The sequence below is a fragment of the Modestobacter caceresii genome (assembly GCF_000761485.1).
GTDB lineage: Bacteria > Actinomycetota > Actinomycetes > Mycobacteriales > Geodermatophilaceae > Modestobacter > Modestobacter caceresii.
Window position 1 is genome coordinate 11,768 of sequence record NZ_JPMX01000077.1, and the last position, 14,801, is coordinate 26,568.

At 73.0% G+C, this 14,801-nt stretch carries 16 protein-coding genes; 8 read left to right on the forward strand and 8 right to left on the reverse strand.

Annotated elements, in window-relative coordinates:
- Positions 1–941 (forward strand): HNH endonuclease signature motif containing protein (locus tag IN07_RS16225; protein WP_231558417.1); only part of this gene is annotated, 941 nt, incomplete at its 5' end.
- Between the two features lie 42 nt (positions 942–983).
- Here IN07_RS16225 and IN07_RS16230 read toward each other — a convergent pair.
- Positions 984–1,343 (reverse strand): cupin domain-containing protein, encoded by a 360-nt coding sequence (locus tag IN07_RS16230; RefSeq protein WP_036337643.1) that lies wholly within the window; start codon positions 1,341–1,343, stop codon positions 984–986.
- A gap of 54 nt (positions 1,344–1,397) precedes the next feature.
- Here IN07_RS16230 and ychF point away from each other — a divergent pair, with 54 nt between their 5' ends.
- Together ychF and IN07_RS16240 are read left to right on the forward strand one after the other, a co-directional pair.
- Positions 1,398–2,471 carry a redox-regulated ATPase YchF gene (gene ychF / locus IN07_RS16235; protein WP_036337381.1) on the forward strand — a complete coding sequence of 358 codons (1,074 nt, stop codon included), beginning with the start codon at positions 1,398–1,400 and terminating at the stop codon, positions 2,469–2,471.
- Between the two features lie 127 nt (positions 2,472–2,598).
- Positions 2,599–3,942, forward strand: a complete 1,344-nt coding sequence (locus IN07_RS16240; RefSeq protein ID WP_036337382.1) for a GntP family permease — start codon at positions 2,599–2,601, stop codon at positions 3,940–3,942.
- Positions 3,943–4,065: 123 nt separating this feature from the next.
- Here IN07_RS16240 and IN07_RS16245 read toward each other — a convergent pair whose 3' ends face one another.
- On the reverse strand, positions 4,066–4,554 hold the full coding sequence (locus IN07_RS16245; RefSeq protein ID WP_156119239.1) for a hypothetical protein: 489 nt from the start codon (positions 4,552–4,554) through the stop codon (positions 4,066–4,068).
- Positions 4,555–4,703: 149 nt separating this feature from the next.
- On the opposite strand from IN07_RS16245, the gene IN07_RS16250 reads away from it, so the two are divergent.
- Positions 4,704–5,555: a mechanosensitive ion channel family protein gene (locus tag IN07_RS16250; RefSeq protein ID WP_052091368.1), complete on the forward strand. Its 852-nt coding sequence runs from the start codon at positions 4,704–4,706 to the stop codon at positions 5,553–5,555.
- A gap of 13 nt (positions 5,556–5,568) precedes the next feature.
- On the opposite strand, the gene IN07_RS16255 is transcribed toward IN07_RS16250, so the two are convergent.
- Entirely contained in the window at positions 5,569–6,375 is an 807-nt protein-coding gene (locus IN07_RS16255; RefSeq protein WP_036337384.1) for an LmeA family phospholipid-binding protein, read from the reverse strand.
- The gene (locus IN07_RS16260) at positions 6,372–8,762 is read right to left on the reverse strand and encodes an MMPL family transporter (protein ID WP_052091369.1); all 2,391 of its coding nucleotides are present in this window, start codon (positions 8,760–8,762) and stop codon (positions 6,372–6,374) included. The genes IN07_RS16255 and IN07_RS16260 overlap by 4 nt, the downstream gene beginning before the upstream one ends.
- 93 nt (positions 8,763–8,855) lie before the next feature.
- Between IN07_RS16260 and IN07_RS26455 the strand changes: the two genes are divergently transcribed.
- Both IN07_RS26455 and IN07_RS16275 read left to right on the forward strand, forming a co-directional pair.
- Complete coding sequence (locus IN07_RS26455) at positions 8,856–9,434, forward strand: hypothetical protein (protein ID WP_052091370.1); 579 nt, start codon at positions 8,856–8,858, stop codon at positions 9,432–9,434.
- Between the two features lie 133 nt (positions 9,435–9,567).
- On the forward strand, positions 9,568–9,801 hold the full coding sequence (locus IN07_RS16275; protein ID WP_036337391.1) for a hypothetical protein: 234 nt from the start codon (positions 9,568–9,570) through the stop codon (positions 9,799–9,801).
- An 8-nt stretch (positions 9,802–9,809) separates the two neighbouring features.
- Here IN07_RS16275 and IN07_RS16280 read toward each other — a convergent pair whose 3' ends face one another.
- Positions 9,810–10,541, reverse strand: a complete 732-nt coding sequence (locus tag IN07_RS16280) for a polyamine aminopropyltransferase (protein ID WP_036337393.1) — start codon at positions 10,539–10,541, stop codon at positions 9,810–9,812.
- 26 nt (positions 10,542–10,567) lie between these two features.
- The gene (locus IN07_RS16285; protein ID WP_036337395.1) at positions 10,568–11,917 is read right to left on the reverse strand and encodes a reverse transcriptase family protein; all 1,350 of its coding nucleotides are present in this window, start codon (positions 11,915–11,917) and stop codon (positions 10,568–10,570) included.
- Positions 11,918–12,211: 294 nt separating this feature from the next.
- Between IN07_RS16285 and IN07_RS16290 the strand changes: the two genes are divergently transcribed.
- Complete coding sequence (locus IN07_RS16290; RefSeq protein ID WP_231558418.1) at positions 12,212–12,832, forward strand: LURP-one-related/scramblase family protein; 621 nt, start codon at positions 12,212–12,214, stop codon at positions 12,830–12,832.
- 12 nt (positions 12,833–12,844) lie between these two features.
- On the opposite strand, the gene IN07_RS16295 is transcribed toward IN07_RS16290, so the two are convergent.
- Together IN07_RS16295 and IN07_RS16300 are read right to left on the reverse strand one after the other, a co-directional pair.
- Positions 12,845–13,249 carry a hypothetical protein gene (locus IN07_RS16295; RefSeq protein ID WP_036337400.1) on the reverse strand — a complete coding sequence of 135 codons (405 nt, stop codon included), beginning with the start codon at positions 13,247–13,249 and terminating at the stop codon, positions 12,845–12,847.
- Positions 13,250–13,349: 100 nt separating this feature from the next.
- Positions 13,350–13,685 (reverse strand): hypothetical protein, encoded by a 336-nt coding sequence (locus IN07_RS16300; RefSeq protein WP_156119240.1) that lies wholly within the window; start codon positions 13,683–13,685, stop codon positions 13,350–13,352.
- Between the two features lie 122 nt (positions 13,686–13,807).
- On the opposite strand from IN07_RS16300, the gene IN07_RS16305 reads away from it, so the two are divergent.
- Complete coding sequence (locus IN07_RS16305; protein ID WP_036337404.1) at positions 13,808–14,797, forward strand: LLM class flavin-dependent oxidoreductase; 990 nt, start codon at positions 13,808–13,810, stop codon at positions 14,795–14,797.
- Positions 14,798–14,801: the final 4 nt, after the last annotated feature.

Here is a 14,801-nt window from a genome sequence, read left to right on the forward strand (position 1 = left end):
TGCTGGAGCGCTTCCCGGCGCTGGCGGCCGGGTTCGTCAGCGGTGACATCGCCGCGGCGCAGGTGAACGTGGTCGCCGAGAAGATCGGGGCCGGTGAGGTGGCCCGGGCCGAGGAGCAGGGCATCGACCTGGGCGCGTTCGATCGGGTGTGGGCGCAGGTAGCTGCAGAGTCCCCGCACGAGTCGCTGGCCGCCGCGGTGCAGGCCTTCGACGACGCCCTCGACCCTGATGGCCCGGAGCCGGATTCGACCGAGGGGCGTCGGCTGACGATGGTCAAGCACGCCGATGGGAGTGTCACCGGCCGGTTCGACCTGGATGCCGTCGGTGGGGAGAAGGTGCAGGCGGCGGTCGAGTCGATCGTGCAGGCCGACCGCCGCAAGGGGGACGACCGCACCCGCACCCAGCAGAACGCCGACGCGCTGGTGCAGCTGTGTGACAACCAGCTGGCCTCCGGGCAGCTGCCGATCCTGCGGACCGTCAAGCCGCACGTGGTCGTCGGCATCGACCTGAACGACCTGGTCGACCCGGCCACCGGCGCCGGTGCGGGGGAGATGGGCTTCGGGGCGACGATCTCCGCGGCGCGGGCCCGCTACCTGGCCTGTGACGGCAGCATCTCCCGGATCGTGATGGGCCCCGACGGAGTCCCGCTGGACCTCGGCCGGGACCACCGGGTCGTCACCCCGGGCCTGCGCAAGGCCGTCGAACGGCGGGACGAGTCCTGCGTGTTCGCCGGCTGCGGCGCCCTGAGTTGGTGGTGCGACGTCCACCACCTGATCCACTGGCTCCACGGCGGAGAGACCTCGCTGCAGAACTCAGCCCTGTTGTGCGAACGGCACCACACCAAGGTCCACCACGGCTTCCGGGTGGAACGAGATCCCGGCGGACGATGGCGCACCTACCGCCCCGACGACACCGAGATCCTCATCGGCCCACTGCTGTAGCGGCCTGCCCCCGAACGGTCCTGCACTCGGACGGACCGCTTCTCAGACGACTCTGCGCTCGGCGGTCAGCTCGCTGGGGGTGTCGCCGGTGTTCACCGTCGCGCTCGGCTCGACCAGCAGCACCTGGGCGCCGTCCGGGCTGTACGGCTGGTGCGGGGTGCCCTTGGACACGACGTACAGCTGACCGGGGGCGAGGGTGACGTCGCCGTCGTCCATCCGGATCGTGAGCGAGCCGGAGAGGACGAGGAACACCTCGTCGGTCTCCGGGTGGCTGTGCCGGGTGAACTCGCCGTGGGTGTGCACCACGCGCAGGTCGTAGTCGTTCAGCACGGCGACGGTGCGGGGCGACCACGGCTGGTCGACGGTGCTGAGGACGGCGGCGAGATCCACGGGTTCGGGCACCTGCTCATCCTCGCCCACCGGGGGAGCGCGCCGACGCCCGTAAGCTGGTCTCCCGTGAGTCTCACCATCGGGATCGTCGGCCTGCCCAACGTCGGCAAGTCGACCCTCTTCAACGCCCTGACCAAGAACGACGTGCTCGCGGCGAACTACCCGTTCGCGACGATCGAGCCCAACGTCGGCGTTGTCGGCGTCCCCGACCCGCGGCTGGCGAAGCTGGCCGAGGTCTTCGGGTCGCAGAAGATCATCCCGGCGACGGTGTCCTTCGTGGACATCGCCGGCATCGTGCGCGGCGCCAGCGAGGGGCAGGGCCTGGGCAACAAGTTCCTGGCCAACATCCGCGAGAGCGACGCGATCTGCCAGGTGATCCGGGTGTTCACCGACCCGGACGTGGTGCACGTCGAGGGCAAGGTCTCCCCGTCCGACGACATCGAGACGATCAACACCGAGCTGATCCTCGCCGACATGCAGACGCTGGAGAAGGCGATCCCGCGGCTGGAGAAGGAGTCGCGCAAGGAGAAGGACCGCAAGGTCCTGCACGACGCCGCCGTCGCGGCACAGGAGGTGCTCAACAGCGGCAGGACGCTGTTCGCCGCCGGCGTCGACGCGGAGCCGCTGCGTGAGCTGACCCTGCTGACCACCAAGCCGTTCCTGTACGTCTTCAACGTCGACGCCGACGAGCTGGCCAACACCGAGGTGCTCGACGAGCTGCGGGCGCTGGTCGCGCCGGCCGAGGCGATCTTCCTCGACGCGCAGACCGAGTCCGAGCTGATCGAGCTCCCCGACGACGAGGCCGCCGAGCTGCTGGCCTCCATCGGCCAGGACGAGCCGGGGCTGGACCAGCTGGCCTCCGTCGGCTTCCGCACGCTGGGCCTGCAGACCTACCTGACCGCCGGGCCGAAGGAGTCGCGGGCCTGGACGATCCCGGTCGGCGCCACCGCCCCCGAGGCGGCCGGCGTCATCCACACCGACTTCCAGCGCGGCTTCATCAAGGCCGAGATCGTCGGCTTCGAGCAGCTGATGGAGGCCGGCTCGATGGCCGAGGCCAAGTCCAAGGGCTGGGTCCGGATCGAGGGCAAGGACTACGTCATGGCCGACGGCGACGTCGTGGAGTTCCGCTTCAACGTCTAGCCATCGCTGGACGCTCGGCCCCTGACTGCGTCAGCCCGCGGTGGCGAACGATCGGTGCCAGGGTGAGCACCCGACGTGGCGACGGCGGTGGTGGCCGCGCCACTCCCCGTACCGGGAGGACCTGTTCATGGTCGTGGCGCACACCGCGATAGCCATCGCGGTCATCGTCCTGCTCATCATCAAGGCCAAGGTCGACCCGGTGATCTCGCTGATCATCGGGTCGCTCTACCTCGGCCTCGCGACGGGTGTCGGCTTCGCGGCGACGCTGGCGGCGATCGCGACCGGCTTCGGCGAGATCATGGCCGAGGTGGGCCTGCTCATCGGCTTCGGTGTGCTCATCGGGGCCCTGCTCCACGCGGTGGGCGCGTTCCGGAAGATGGTGGCGCTGCTCGTCGGCCGGGTCGGCGCGCAGCGGCTCCCGTACGCGTTGACGGCGGCGATGTCGACGATCTTCCCGTCGATCTACGTGGACGTGCAGGTCGTGCTGGCCTCGCCGGTGGCGCGTTCGACTGCGCCGTTCATCGGCCGGACCGGCCTGCCCCTCATGTCCGGTGCGCTCGGCGCCGGGATCTTCGCCGGCTACGTCTTCGTGATCCCGGGGCTGGCCGCCATCTCCATCGCGGGCCTGCTGGGCGTCCCGCTCGGGACCTGGCTGATCTACGGCGTCGTGCTCGGGCCGTTGACTGCGCTGGTGACGACGGTCGTCTTCCGGCTGCTCCTGCGCGGCGGCTACTGGAACTCGGCCAGGGACGAGCAGGTCGACGAGGCCATGGTCGAGCAGGAGCGGGCTGAGCTGGTCGAGGAGGAGCGCTCGACGCCCCCGCTGGTGGTCAGCCTGCTGCCGATCCTGGTGCCGCTGGTGCTGATCGCGTTCGGCGCGTTCGCGGAGCTCCTGGAGTTCTCCAACGACTTCATCGCCTTCCTCGGCGACGCCAACTTCGCGCTGTTCCTCGGCCTGGTCGGGGCCTATGTGCTCTGCCGGCGCACGCTGGGCCCGGAGGGCACGGACACGGCGATGAGCGAGGGCTTCCACACCACCGGCGCGATCCTCCTCATCACCGGCATCGGCGGGTCCCTCGGCGCCGTCATCGGGGAGACCGGGCTCGACGCGATCCTGGCCGGCCTCTTCACCGCCGACGCGGGGGCACCGGTGATCCTCAGCATCCTGCTCGCCTGGGTCATCGCCGCGGTGCTGCACCTGGCGATCGGGTCGGTGTCGGTGGCGGCCATCGCAGCCGCCGGGATCATCGGCCCGGTGCTCGGGTCGATCGACGTCGCGCCGATCGTCATCGGGCTCGCGATCGCCTCGGGCGCGATGTTCGCGCTCCAGGTCAACAGCAACTTCTTCTGGATGTACAAGTCGCTGCTGGGGCTGTCCACCCAGGGGAGCTTCAAGACCCTGACGATGGTCACCTCCATCGCCTCGGTCGTCTCGCTGCCGATGGTCATGGCAGCGGCGCTCATCGCATAGCCGTCGCCGCCGGGCCCGCTCAGCGGCTTCCGGACGACGTGCAGCTCGTCCTGCACGTCGTCCAGGAGCTGGTCGAGGAGCTGGAGCTGGTCGCCGGAGAGGGCCCGGACGAGACGACGCGGGTCAGCCCAGGGTCGCGGTCATGACGACGTTCTCGGGCGTGACGGTCGTGCACTCGAGGTTGAGCGGCCCGGCCGACACGCTCTCGCCCTCGCTGCAGGAGACCTCCTGGCCGGCGATGCCGACGGTGGCCCGGCCGTCCTGGACCTGCCCGAGGGTCACGGTCGTGCCGAGCACGTCCACCTCGGTGCCGTCGCCGGAGAGCGTGACCACGCAGGAGCTCCCGGAGCACTCCACGCCGGACTCGGTGCTCGTGGCGCCGCCGGTCCCGGTCGCCATGGCGTCGGTCTCGGTGGCGGTGGCGGTGGCGGAGTCGTCCGTCATCGTCGGCTCGCTCGTCTCCCCCTCGGCTGGGGTCTGGGTCGCGGTGTCCAGTGCGCTCGTGGCGTCGTCCACGGGCTCGTCAGAGCAGGCAGAGAGGGGGACGAGCAGCAGGCCGGCGGCGGCGAGGCCGGACGCCAGGCGGCGGGTGCGGGTCGGAGTAGTGGCCATGTCGGGAGCGTAATGTGACCCAGATCACTTTGCGTCCGGTGCGCGGAAAGCTTCACGTCAGCGTGACCTGCCCGCCACCTGCGGCCCGGCCGGAGGGCGGGTCGCGGTGCGGATGACTGATCCGCAGCCTCCTGGAGCATCCTCCTCGCATGCCGGTCGACCTGCACCTGCTCGACGTCCTGGCTGCGGCCGCGGTCGAGGACGTCGACGTCGTCGTCGAGGACGACATCACGCTCAGCGAGGTCCTCCAGGCGCTGGCGGTCTTCGTCGCCTCCATCCTGCTCGCGGTGCTGCTGCGGCGGCTGCTGGTCCGCGCCCTCGACCGCGACGCGAACCGGCACGTCGGGCTCGTCGCCGGTCGCTTCCTCGGGCTGCTCGCGGTCGCCGTCGGCATCGTCTACGCCCTGGACCTGCTCGGTGTGCAGATCGGCCCGCTGCTCGGCGCCCTCGGCGTGGGCGGCATCGCCATCGCGTTCGCCGCCCAGGACATGCTGCAGAACCTGATCGCCGGGGTCATGTTGCAGATCCGCCGTCCCCTGCGGCTGGGCGACCAGGTCGCCAGTGGCGACTTCGAGGGCGTCGTCACCGACGTCAACCTCCGGACGACGGTGCTGAAGACCTACGACGGCCTGATCGTGTACCTGCCCAACGCCGAGGTGCTGAAGAACCCGATCATCAACTACACCAGCACCCCGCTGAACCGGACGACGCTGACCGTCGGGCTGGCCTACGACACCGACCTGGTCCGCGCCCGCGAGGTGCTGCTGGCCGCCTGTGCAGCTGCGGACGGGGTCGCGGACGACCCGTCCCCGGAGGTGTGGGTGGAGGAGTTCGGCGACTCCTCGATCAACCTCGCGGTGCGCTGGTGGCACGCTGCGGACATCGCCAGCCGCTGGCGGGTGCGCAGCGGCGTCGCCATCTCCGTGAAGTCCGCGCTGGACCAGGCCGGCATGACCATCCCGTTCCCCCAGCGGGTCCTCTGGTCGGGGGAGCAGGACTGACCGGCGCCCGGGGTCAGGGCCGGATGACGACGTCGGTGCCCCGGGCGCGCACCACCAGACCCTCCGCTGCGCCCTCGATCGCGGTGAGGTCCTGGCCGAACGGCAGCGGGTCCAGCGGCACCCGCAGCGAGAACCGCTGCCCGAGCAGCAGCCGGCTGGCCGGGGCGAGGTCGGACTCGGTGTCCAGCGCGGTGGGGGCGATCGACAGCGCCCCGCCCTGCGGCGACAGCTCGGCCAGTGCGGAGGCCGACACGGACTGGCCGAGGAGGTCGACCGTGCCGGTCAGCAGCACCTCCTCCCCGGGCGCCGGCCCGAGGCTGATCAGGCGCCCGGTGACCTCGAGGTAGCGGTTGAGGTCGTCGTAGCCCAGGAACGCCTCCCCGACCGACCGCTCGATCCACACCGGCGCGGGCTCCTGGGTGAGGAGGTCGTGGAAGGAGACGTGCACGCCGGAGAGCCGGGCGTCCACCTCGTCGACCGACATCGGCCCCGACGACACCTCGCGGAGGCTGACCTCGACGTCGTCGTAGCGGCCGTCCACCGCCTGGAGGAGGAAGAACGCGCCGTGCACCTGGACCTGCGGACGGTCGGCGACGCCGGTCGCCTGCTGGATGTCGCGCGCCAGGAGTGACTCAGCGCCCCACCGGGCCAGCTGGTCGGTCCCCCACAGCAGCAGCAGGGTGCCCAGCACCACCGACACCCCCACGACCACGGTGCGCCGTGCTGGCCGAGTGCGTGGTGCGGTCTTCCCGTGGGCGGTCGCCCCGCCGACGTCCGAGTCGACCCAGCCGTCGTGCGCTGGCTCGCCGTCCGCGGTCACCGTCGTCCCACGTCCGCGCCGACCGGCAGGCTCTCGCGTGCCTCGTCCTCCCGTGCCTGGTCCTCCAGCGACTCGTCCCGCACCACCTCCGGGCCTCCGCTCCGGGCTCCCGCGGCCCCGGTGCGGCGCAGCTCGTCGACCGGCACCGACTCGGTGCGGACCCGTCGGCTGGGCCAGCTGGACGCCCGCCCCAGCAGGGTGAGCACGGCCGGGGTGAGCACCGGACGGATCAGGAAGGTGTCGATGAGCAACCCGGCGGCCATGGTGAACGCCACCTGCCGGAACGTCTGCAGCGGGATGATCGCCACCATCGCGAAGGTGAGGGCGAGGATCAACCCCGCCGCACTGATCGCCCGGGACGTGCTCGGCATCGCCAGCATGATGGCCTTGCTCAGCGGATGTCGGGTGGCCGCCTCCCAGATGGAGCCGACGGCGAACACGTTGTAGTCCGATCCCAGCGCCAGCAACAGCACCGCGGTCGCGAACGGGACGTAGAAGGCCAGCCCGGGGTCCCCGAGCACGACCTGGAAGACCAGGACGCTCAGCCCGAGCGCCGCCGCGACGCCCAGGGCGCTGCAGGCCATCAGGATCACCGGGGCGCAGAGCGCTCGGAGGTACACGAGCAGGATCAGCAGCTCCACCAGCAGCACCGCGGTCAGCGTGATCCGGAGGTTCTCCCGGGTGATCGCGGCGAGCTCACCGGCGATCGCGGTCTGCCCGGTCACCGACACCTCGGCGTCCTGCAGCCCGGCCTCCGCGGCGAGGGTGTCCAGCTGGTCGGTGAGCCCGCGCAGGTCGCTGATCGCCGGTGCGGCCAGTGGGTCGCTGTCCAGGATCACGACGAAGCGGGCGGCGTCGCCGTCGGGGGAGAAGACGACGCCGAAGCCGTCGGGGAGCGGGTTCTGGGCCGGGCCGAGCACCTCGGCCACCCCGGGCTGGGCCGCGATGGCCTCCTGCAGCTCCTCCAGCTCCGCCCGCTGCTCGATGACCGCGTCGCCCTCGACGATCACCTCGGTGGGTGCGCTCACGCCCCGGACCTCGGACTCCTCGAGCACCGCGGCGCCCCGGCGCACCGGGTCCTCGGCCGGCAGCCCCGAGGTGAAGGACAGGTCCAGGCGCATCTGCAGCAGTGGCGCCGCGGCCAGGAGCAGCACACCGGTGGCCAGCAGCGTCGCCACCGTCGCGCCGCGCCGGTCGACGACGATCCGGAGCAGCCAGCCGTTCCCTCGGCGACTCGGCGGGCGGCGTGAGGTGCGCAGGGTCCCCAGCCCGAAGAGCCGCTCGCCCAGGATCGCCATCAGCGCCGGCACCAGGGTCAGCGACACCAGCACCCCGATGACGACGGTCAGCGACAGCGCCGGCCCGAAGGCTTGGAACAGCTGGAAGTCCGCCGCCAGCAGGGCCGCGGTGCCGGCCGCGACCGTGATCCCGGCGACGGCGATGATCGGCGCGTTGGTGCGCACCGCCCGCCGGGTCGCCTCCAGCCGCGGGAGCCCTCGGTCCAGCTGCTGCCGGAGGCCGGCGAAGAACAGCACGCAGTAGTCGGTGACCACCCCGATGAGCAGCGCGGCGATCAGCGGCTGCAAGAGGTCGGGGAGCGCGAAGCCCAGCGCCGCGGCGAGCACCCCGAGGGTGCGGATGGCGACCAGGTAGCCCAGCCCGGCGGCCAGCAGCACGACGAAGGGCGCCACGACCGAGCGGAAGGTGAGCCCGACGACGACGGCGATCAGCACCAGGGTCGCGATCTCGAACAGGTGCAGGTTCGACTGGAGGTGGTCGGCCTGGGCGACCTGGGCCGGGGCCACGCCGACGACGTAGGTCTGAACCGAGCTCTGGTTGTGGAAGTGGGCGGCGTACTCCCGGGCCAGGTCCCTGGTCTGGGTCAGCGACGTGTCGTTGGAGACGTACAGGTAGGTGACGGCGGTCTCCGGCGTCGAGGTGGGCAGCGGGACGGCGGCCACGATCTGCCCGCGCCCGGGCGGCACGTCGCCGTCCACGTAGGCCTGGGTGTGGGCGGCCGCCCACAGCGCGACGTCGGCCTGGGTGAGGACGCTCAGGCCGTCGGGGTCGTGCACCACGACCGAGGTCTGGGAGAGCACCGGCACCCGGAACAGCTCCAGGGACCGTTCCTGCACGGCGGCCGCCGGGCTGCCCTCCGGCAGCAGGTTGCCGATGTCCGCGCCGCCGCCCCCACCGGAGGTGGGGAGGGACGTCGACACCACCACGGTCAGCAGGAGCCACCCCGCCACCACGAACCAGCGGGCCTTGACGACGGCGTCCCGGTAGACGCTGGCGGCCCGCCGTATCGCGTACCGGGCCGGTCGGGTCGCCCATCGGGCCGCGGCGGCCAGCGCGGTGAGCCAACGCGGGACGGCCGTGGCTGGCACCGGGGCCTCCCGCCTCACGGTCCTACCGGATGGGCTCAGCAGCCGTAGGCTACCGGCGGTTGTGCGCCCGCGCTCGACGGTGAGAGGACGACCATGGCCGACCCCGAGACAGACGGCGGGACCAGCTCCCCGGACCCTGACGAGCGGTCCGGCCGTGCGGTGCGGTGGTGGCTGGCCGCGGCCACCTTCGTGCTCGGGCTCTTCGTCGGCGGGCTCGTCGTCGGGTTGCTGGACGACGGGTCGGCGCCGGTCCCGGTCGCCACCCCGGCCGGGCCGGCGACCGGCGTCGGCGTCCCGCTGCCGGACGCCCCGCCCACGGGGGAGACCGCCGAGGTGGTCGTCAACGCCGCCTGCCTGCGCGCGGTCAACGGGGCGCAGGACGTCGTCGCCGCCATCGACGACCTGGGTGAGGCGGCCGGCGAGTTCAACGCGGCCCGGCTGGACGAGGTCATCCGGCAGCTGCAGCCCCTGCAGGGGCGGCTGAGCGGCGACATCGCCGGCTGCCAGGTCGTCAGCGAGGTGGCGGAGGGGATACCCACGGGGACGGCCCCCGGGGCGCCCACGGGGACGGCCCCCGGGGCGCCCACGGGGACGGCCCCCGGGACGCCCACGGGCACGTCGCCCGCGAGCCCGGCGCCGCCGCCGGCCACCACCGTCGCACCGCCGAGCTGACCAGGGGACGGTCCACAGGCTGGACACACCTCGGGCACAGCGGCGTGCCACCGAGCCTGACGAGGCTGGGGGCATGACAGCGTGGACGGCACCCGGCTCCGACACGACCGGACCAGTCGGGAGGGCGCCGGACATGGACGACGGCGCCGGGGCGATCCGGCGGGACTTCCCGTTCCCCGAGGCCGGCGACCACCACATGCGGGAGTGGCCGCTGGTCTGGCACCCGGCACGCGGCCACTTCGAGCGCACCTGCCCGCACGGCGTCGGGCACCCCGACCCCGACGACGTCCTGTACCTCCAGTCGGTCGGCGGCGTCTCCGGCGCGCATCCCTGTGACGGCTGCTGCATCGCGCCGCTGCGGGACTGACCCGACGGTCAGCGCGGCTTCGTGCCCAGGTAGACCGTGTTGGTGGCCGGCCGGCCCTGCAGCGGGTTGGGGAAGCTGACGACCTCGGCGGCGACGTCGGTGAGGACCTCGGACAGCACGGCCAGGTAGCCGTCCTCGGGCGGGTCGTTCGACCACAGCGAGAACACCCCGCCCGACCGCAGGTGCCGGGCCAGCTGCTGGGTGCCGTCGACCCCGTAGAAGCCGGCGCTGCCGTCGGCGAGCAGGTGCTGCGGTGAGTGGTCGATGTCGACGACGACGGCGTCGAACACCCGGTCCGGCGCGACCGGGTCGAAGCCGGTGCCCGCGGCCATCGCGAAGAAGTCCCCGTGCACGAATCGGCAGCGGGGGTCGGCGGTGAGCGTCGGGCCGACCGGCACCAGGCCGCGTTCGTGCCAGTCGATCACCGGCTCGAGCAGGTCGACCACCACCAGTTCGGCCACCCGCGGGTCGGCCAGCACGGCCTCCGCGGTGTAGCCGAGCCCCAGCCCGCCCACCGCGACGGCCAGGCCGGGGGCATCCGGGGCAGGTGCGTCGAGGCGGGCCAGGGCCAGGCGGGCCACCGCCACCTCGGCCACGGTGAACTGGGTGGACATCAGGAACTCGTCGCCGAGCTTCACCTCGAAGACGTCCAGGCCGGTCGCCGGGTCCCGCCGCCGGCGCAGGCTCACCTCGCCGATCGGCGTGGGGCTCCAGTCGAGCTCCTCGAACCGGGCGCTCATCGGGTGACCACGGTCATCGGCCGAGCCTACGAGTGAGCGGGTGCGGTCCAGTCGATCCGGTCGGCCAGGCGGTGCAGCCGCGCGCCGAACGCCGGGTCGACCGAGGCGGCCCAGGCCACCCGGCCCAGCACGTGGTCGCGGAAGGTGCCCGGGTCGCGGCCCCGGGTCTGCGTCGTCCAGCCGTGGACGGCGCAGTTGTGCAGCAGCGCCCGCAACGCGTCCCGCTCCGGCCTGGGCAGCGTCGGGTGGTCGTTGACCACGGTGCCCAGCACCGCCTGCCGGCGGGCGGCGCTGGTGGCCGAGGTCTTCGCCGCGTTCACCCGGAAGCCCTCGTCGGTGACCACGTCGGTGACCAGGTCGGCGAACCGGTCGCGGGCGATCCGCCGGTCCCCGCTGAAGGTCAGGTCGTCGACGTACCGGGTGTAGGTGCCACCGGAGGCGGCGGCGAGGCCGGCCAGTCGGCGGTCGAGGCGGTGGCAGACCAGGTTGGCCAGCGCCGGGGACGTCGGGGCCCCCTGCGGCAGGTGCGGCACCGTCAGCCGCTGCTCCAGGCGCCGGTGCCGCTCCCGCGCCTCGATGCCGTCCGGGGGCGGGATGCGCCGCCACACCTCGGTCGGCAGCACCGTCGTCATCAGGCCGGTGAGCACGTGGGCCACCGGTTCGGGCAGCCCGGCGACGCCCAGCAGCAGGCCGTGCACCCGACCGGCGGCGACGCTGGCGAAGAACGCCTCCAGGTCCATCCGCAGCACGACCGCCGACCCGGCGTGCGGGGCCACCGCGGTGCGCACCGAGCGGCCGGGCACGCAGCCGTGCGCGGCGTCGTGGGCCGGGACGCGGTCGAGCACGTGCCGCAGCAGCCGCCGCTGCGCCTCCTTGAGCCGCGGCTTGGGCGCGGCGAGCAGCCGGACCCCGGCCGGGCGCTGCACCACCCGCCACCGGTAGTGCCGCAGCGCCTCGCCGGCCGTGCGTTCCAGCCGGCGGGCGTCGGCGAACCACGCCAGCTCCCCGGCGTCGACGTCGAGCAGCCGGGCGACCGCGGCCTGGTCGGGGAGGTCGGCGACCGGCCACCGGCGCCAGGCCAGCGCCGTCGGCACCGGCTCCCACCGCACGGCCCGGGCGAGTGGCCGGTGGGACTGCCCGCGCTCCCACCCCTGGGTCGTCCGGACGACGCGGGCCAGCTCCCGCGGCCGGTCGACCGGGGCGGTGGGGTAGACCGTCTGCACCTCGCCGACCAGCGTGCCCACCCAGGTGCGGGCGCGGGCCTGGCCCAGCGCCACCGCGACCCGGCGGACCATCTCCCGCCGTCGCCACGGGCCGGCCAGCAACGCGGTCGCGATCGCTGCGGCGGTGGCGGCGGCCTGCCGCTCGGCGGTCATCGCAGCTCCCGAGGTGCACGGCGGGGCGGCCAGCCGCTCCTCGCTGGAGGCGCCGCCTGGTGCGCGGAGCGCACAGCGCGGCTCATGACGCGATGCCCGACCTGCTCACGATGCCCCGGGGTTGCCCCGGGGTGACCGGCTGCTGCCGGTCGTCCTGCCCGCCCCGTCGTGCACGCGGCCACCGTAGTGGTGTGTGATGGCCGGCTGACCGCCGCCGGAGTCAGGTGCGGGACAGGTGGCCGCGGGATGCACCAGGATGGGCCCCCGTCGTCCCCGACCCCCTGGAGTGCCACCGTGACCTCTTCGCCGTCCGGCCAGCCGCCGGCCCCGATGGCAGTGCCGGCCTTCTTCGTCTCGCAGCGGGTCACCATGATGGTCAACCGCTACGAGATCCGGGCTGCCGCTCCCGACGGTTCCGAGGGGCAGCTGCTGGCCCTGGCCGAGCAGAAGCGGATGAAGCTGAAGGAGGAAGTGGTCTTCTTCGCCGACGAGGCCAAGAGCCGCCCGGTCTTCTCCTTCAAGGCCCGCCAGCGGCTGGACACCTCGGCCCAGCACGACGTGTTCGACGAGCACGGCGCGCCGCTGGGCATGTTCAGCAAGCAGTTCGGCGCCAGCCTGCTCCGCTCCACCTGGAACCTGGAGGTGCCGGGGCTCTCCGCCCGCGGGCAGGAGCGCCGCCCGGCGATCGCCGTCCTGCGCCGGGTCTGGGACCTGGTCCCCATCGTCGGTGACGTGCCGGTGCCCTTCGTCTTCCACTTCGACTTCGTCGACACCGCGACCGGCGCCCCGGTGCTCACCAGCGAGCGGAAGAAGTCCGTTCGCGACCGTTACACCGTCACGGTGCCGGACCCGCGGCTGGACTTCCGGGTCGCCGCCGCGATGGCCGTCGCCCTGGACGCGCTGCAGAGCCGCTGAGCCGGGCGGCCGCTACAGGTAGCGGCTCTCAAGCTCTGCGAAGAACGCCTTCGCCAGCGCGGTGAAGTCGGCCTCGCGGACGGCGATCTCGTCGCCCACCCGGTACTTGAGCACGGTGCGCGCCGGGTCCAGCCGGATGTGCTTGTCGGTGATCATCGTGCCGCCGTGCACCAGCGACTCGGCGATCAGCCGCACCTCGTTGAGCGCGTTGCCGTCCGAGCCCTCGATGCCCCGGCCGCGGTGCACGAACCAGTTCTCCAGCACCACGACCAGGTCGTTGAAGAACACCGGTTCGAACTCCCGCAGGGCGGCCGGCTCGGTGGCGGCGGCCAGGGACCGGTAGGCGGCGACGCGGGCGTCGACCGCCGCACGCCGTCCGTCGATGTAGTCCAGTGCGTACGTGCTGTGACACAACACGGCTGCTCCTCACCCGATCGCGACGCTGCGTTCCGGCTGGCACCTCCAGGGTCGCACTCCGTGCCGCGATCCGGAACCGGTCCGGGTCCAGGACCGTCGGTCAGGCCCAGCTGGTGTCGGGCTGCAGGCTGCGGGGGACCGGCAGCGGGGGGAGCGGTGTCAGTGCCCGCCGGGACCGCCCTGGGCCGGGGAGCTGCAGGTCCGGCCGGGTCCGCGGCTCCGGCGCTGGGGTCGCCCGGTCCGGCTGGGGAAGGCGCAGGTCGGCCAGGTGCACCCAGCTGGCGCGGCGCAGCCCGCCGACGACGGCCTGGACGCGTACCCAGCAGGTGCCGTCGGGCTCGTGTCGCCAGCCGAGCAGGACGGCGGGGCGCCAGTCGCCGTCGATCGGGAACTCCACCGGCAGCGGCTCACCCAGCAGTGACGTCATCTCCTGCACGACGGCGACTCTAGGTGCGCAGGTGATCACTGAAGGGCAGGCGCGCGTGCGCCGTCCCGGCCGGGAAGGGCCTCGGGGTGCGCTGCGTTGACCCGGACAACCAACGCGAAAGGCACCACCCCATGCACATCCCGCTGTCCGTCCTCGACCTCGCCCCGATCGCTCGCGGGGAGACCGTCAGCAGCAGCATCGCGGCCAGCGTCGCGCTGGCGCAGCGCGCGGAGGAGCACGGCTACCAGCGGGTCTGGTACGCCGAGCACCACAACATGCCGAGCATCGCCTCCTCGGCCACCAGCGTGCTCATCGCCCACGTGGGCGCGCAGACCAGCCGGATCCGGCTCGGTGCCGGCGGCGTCATGCTGCCCAACCACGCACCGCTCACCATCGCCGAGCAGTTCGGCACCCTCGACGCGATGTACCCGGGCCGGATCGACCTCGGCCTGGGCCGTGCGCCGGGCTCGGACCAGAACACGATGTACGCACTGCGCCGGGACCCGAACTCCGCCGACACGTTCCCGCAGGACGTGCTGGAGCTGCAGGGGTACCTGACCGGCTCGAGCCGGGTGCCCGGCGTCGACGCGATCCCCGGCAAGGGCTCGGACGTCCCGCTCTACGTGCTGGGCTCCTCGCTGTTCGGGGCACACCTGGCCGCCGCGCTGGGCCTGCCCTACGCCTTCGCCAGCCACTTCGCACCGCAGGCCCTGGAGGCCGCCGTCGCCACCTACCGGCGGGAGTTCCAGCCCTCCACCCAGCTCGACGCCCCCTACGTGATCGCCGGGGTCAACGTCATCGCCGCCGACACCGTGCGTCAGGCGGAGGAGAACCTGCAGGCGGTGCGCCGGACCATGGCCGTGGGCCTGTTCGGCCGGGGCCGCAGCTTCACCGACGAGGAGGCCGACCTGCTGCTGGAGCAGGGGGCCGGGCAGCACGTCAGCTCGATGTTCACCTACGCCGCGATCGGCACCCCGCGCGAGATCGGCGACTACCTCGACGGGTTCCGCAAGCAGGCCGACGCCGACGAGCTGATCGTCGCCCACCAGGCCCCCACCACCGAGGGCCGGCTGCGCTCGGTGACCCTGACCGCCGAGGCCATGGCGGCCGTCGACGTCTAGCTCC

Bases quoted from the DNA above. Each gene is read 5' to 3' on its own strand.
- IN07_RS16240 (WP_036337382.1), top strand. From the start codon at position 2,599: ATGGTCGTGGCGCACACCGCGATAGCCATCGCGGTCATCGTCCTGCTC.
- IN07_RS16245 (WP_156119239.1), bottom strand. From the start codon at position 4,554: ATGGCCACTACTCCGACCCGCACCCGCCGCCTGGCGTCCGGCCTCGCC.
- IN07_RS16250 (WP_052091368.1), top strand. From the start codon at position 4,704: ATGCCGGTCGACCTGCACCTGCTCGACGTCCTGGCTGCGGCCGCGGTC.
- IN07_RS26455 (WP_052091370.1), top strand. From the start codon at position 8,856: ATGGCCGACCCCGAGACAGACGGCGGGACCAGCTCCCCGGACCCTGAC.
- IN07_RS16275 (WP_036337391.1), top strand. From the start codon at position 9,568: ATGGACGACGGCGCCGGGGCGATCCGGCGGGACTTCCCGTTCCCCGAG.
- IN07_RS16280 (WP_036337393.1), bottom strand. From the start codon at position 10,541: ATGAGCGCCCGGTTCGAGGAGCTCGACTGGAGCCCCACGCCGATCGGC.
- IN07_RS16285 (WP_036337395.1), bottom strand. From the start codon at position 11,917: ATGACCGCCGAGCGGCAGGCCGCCGCCACCGCCGCAGCGATCGCGACC.
- IN07_RS16305 (WP_036337404.1), top strand. From the start codon at position 13,808: ATGCACATCCCGCTGTCCGTCCTCGACCTCGCCCCGATCGCTCGCGGG.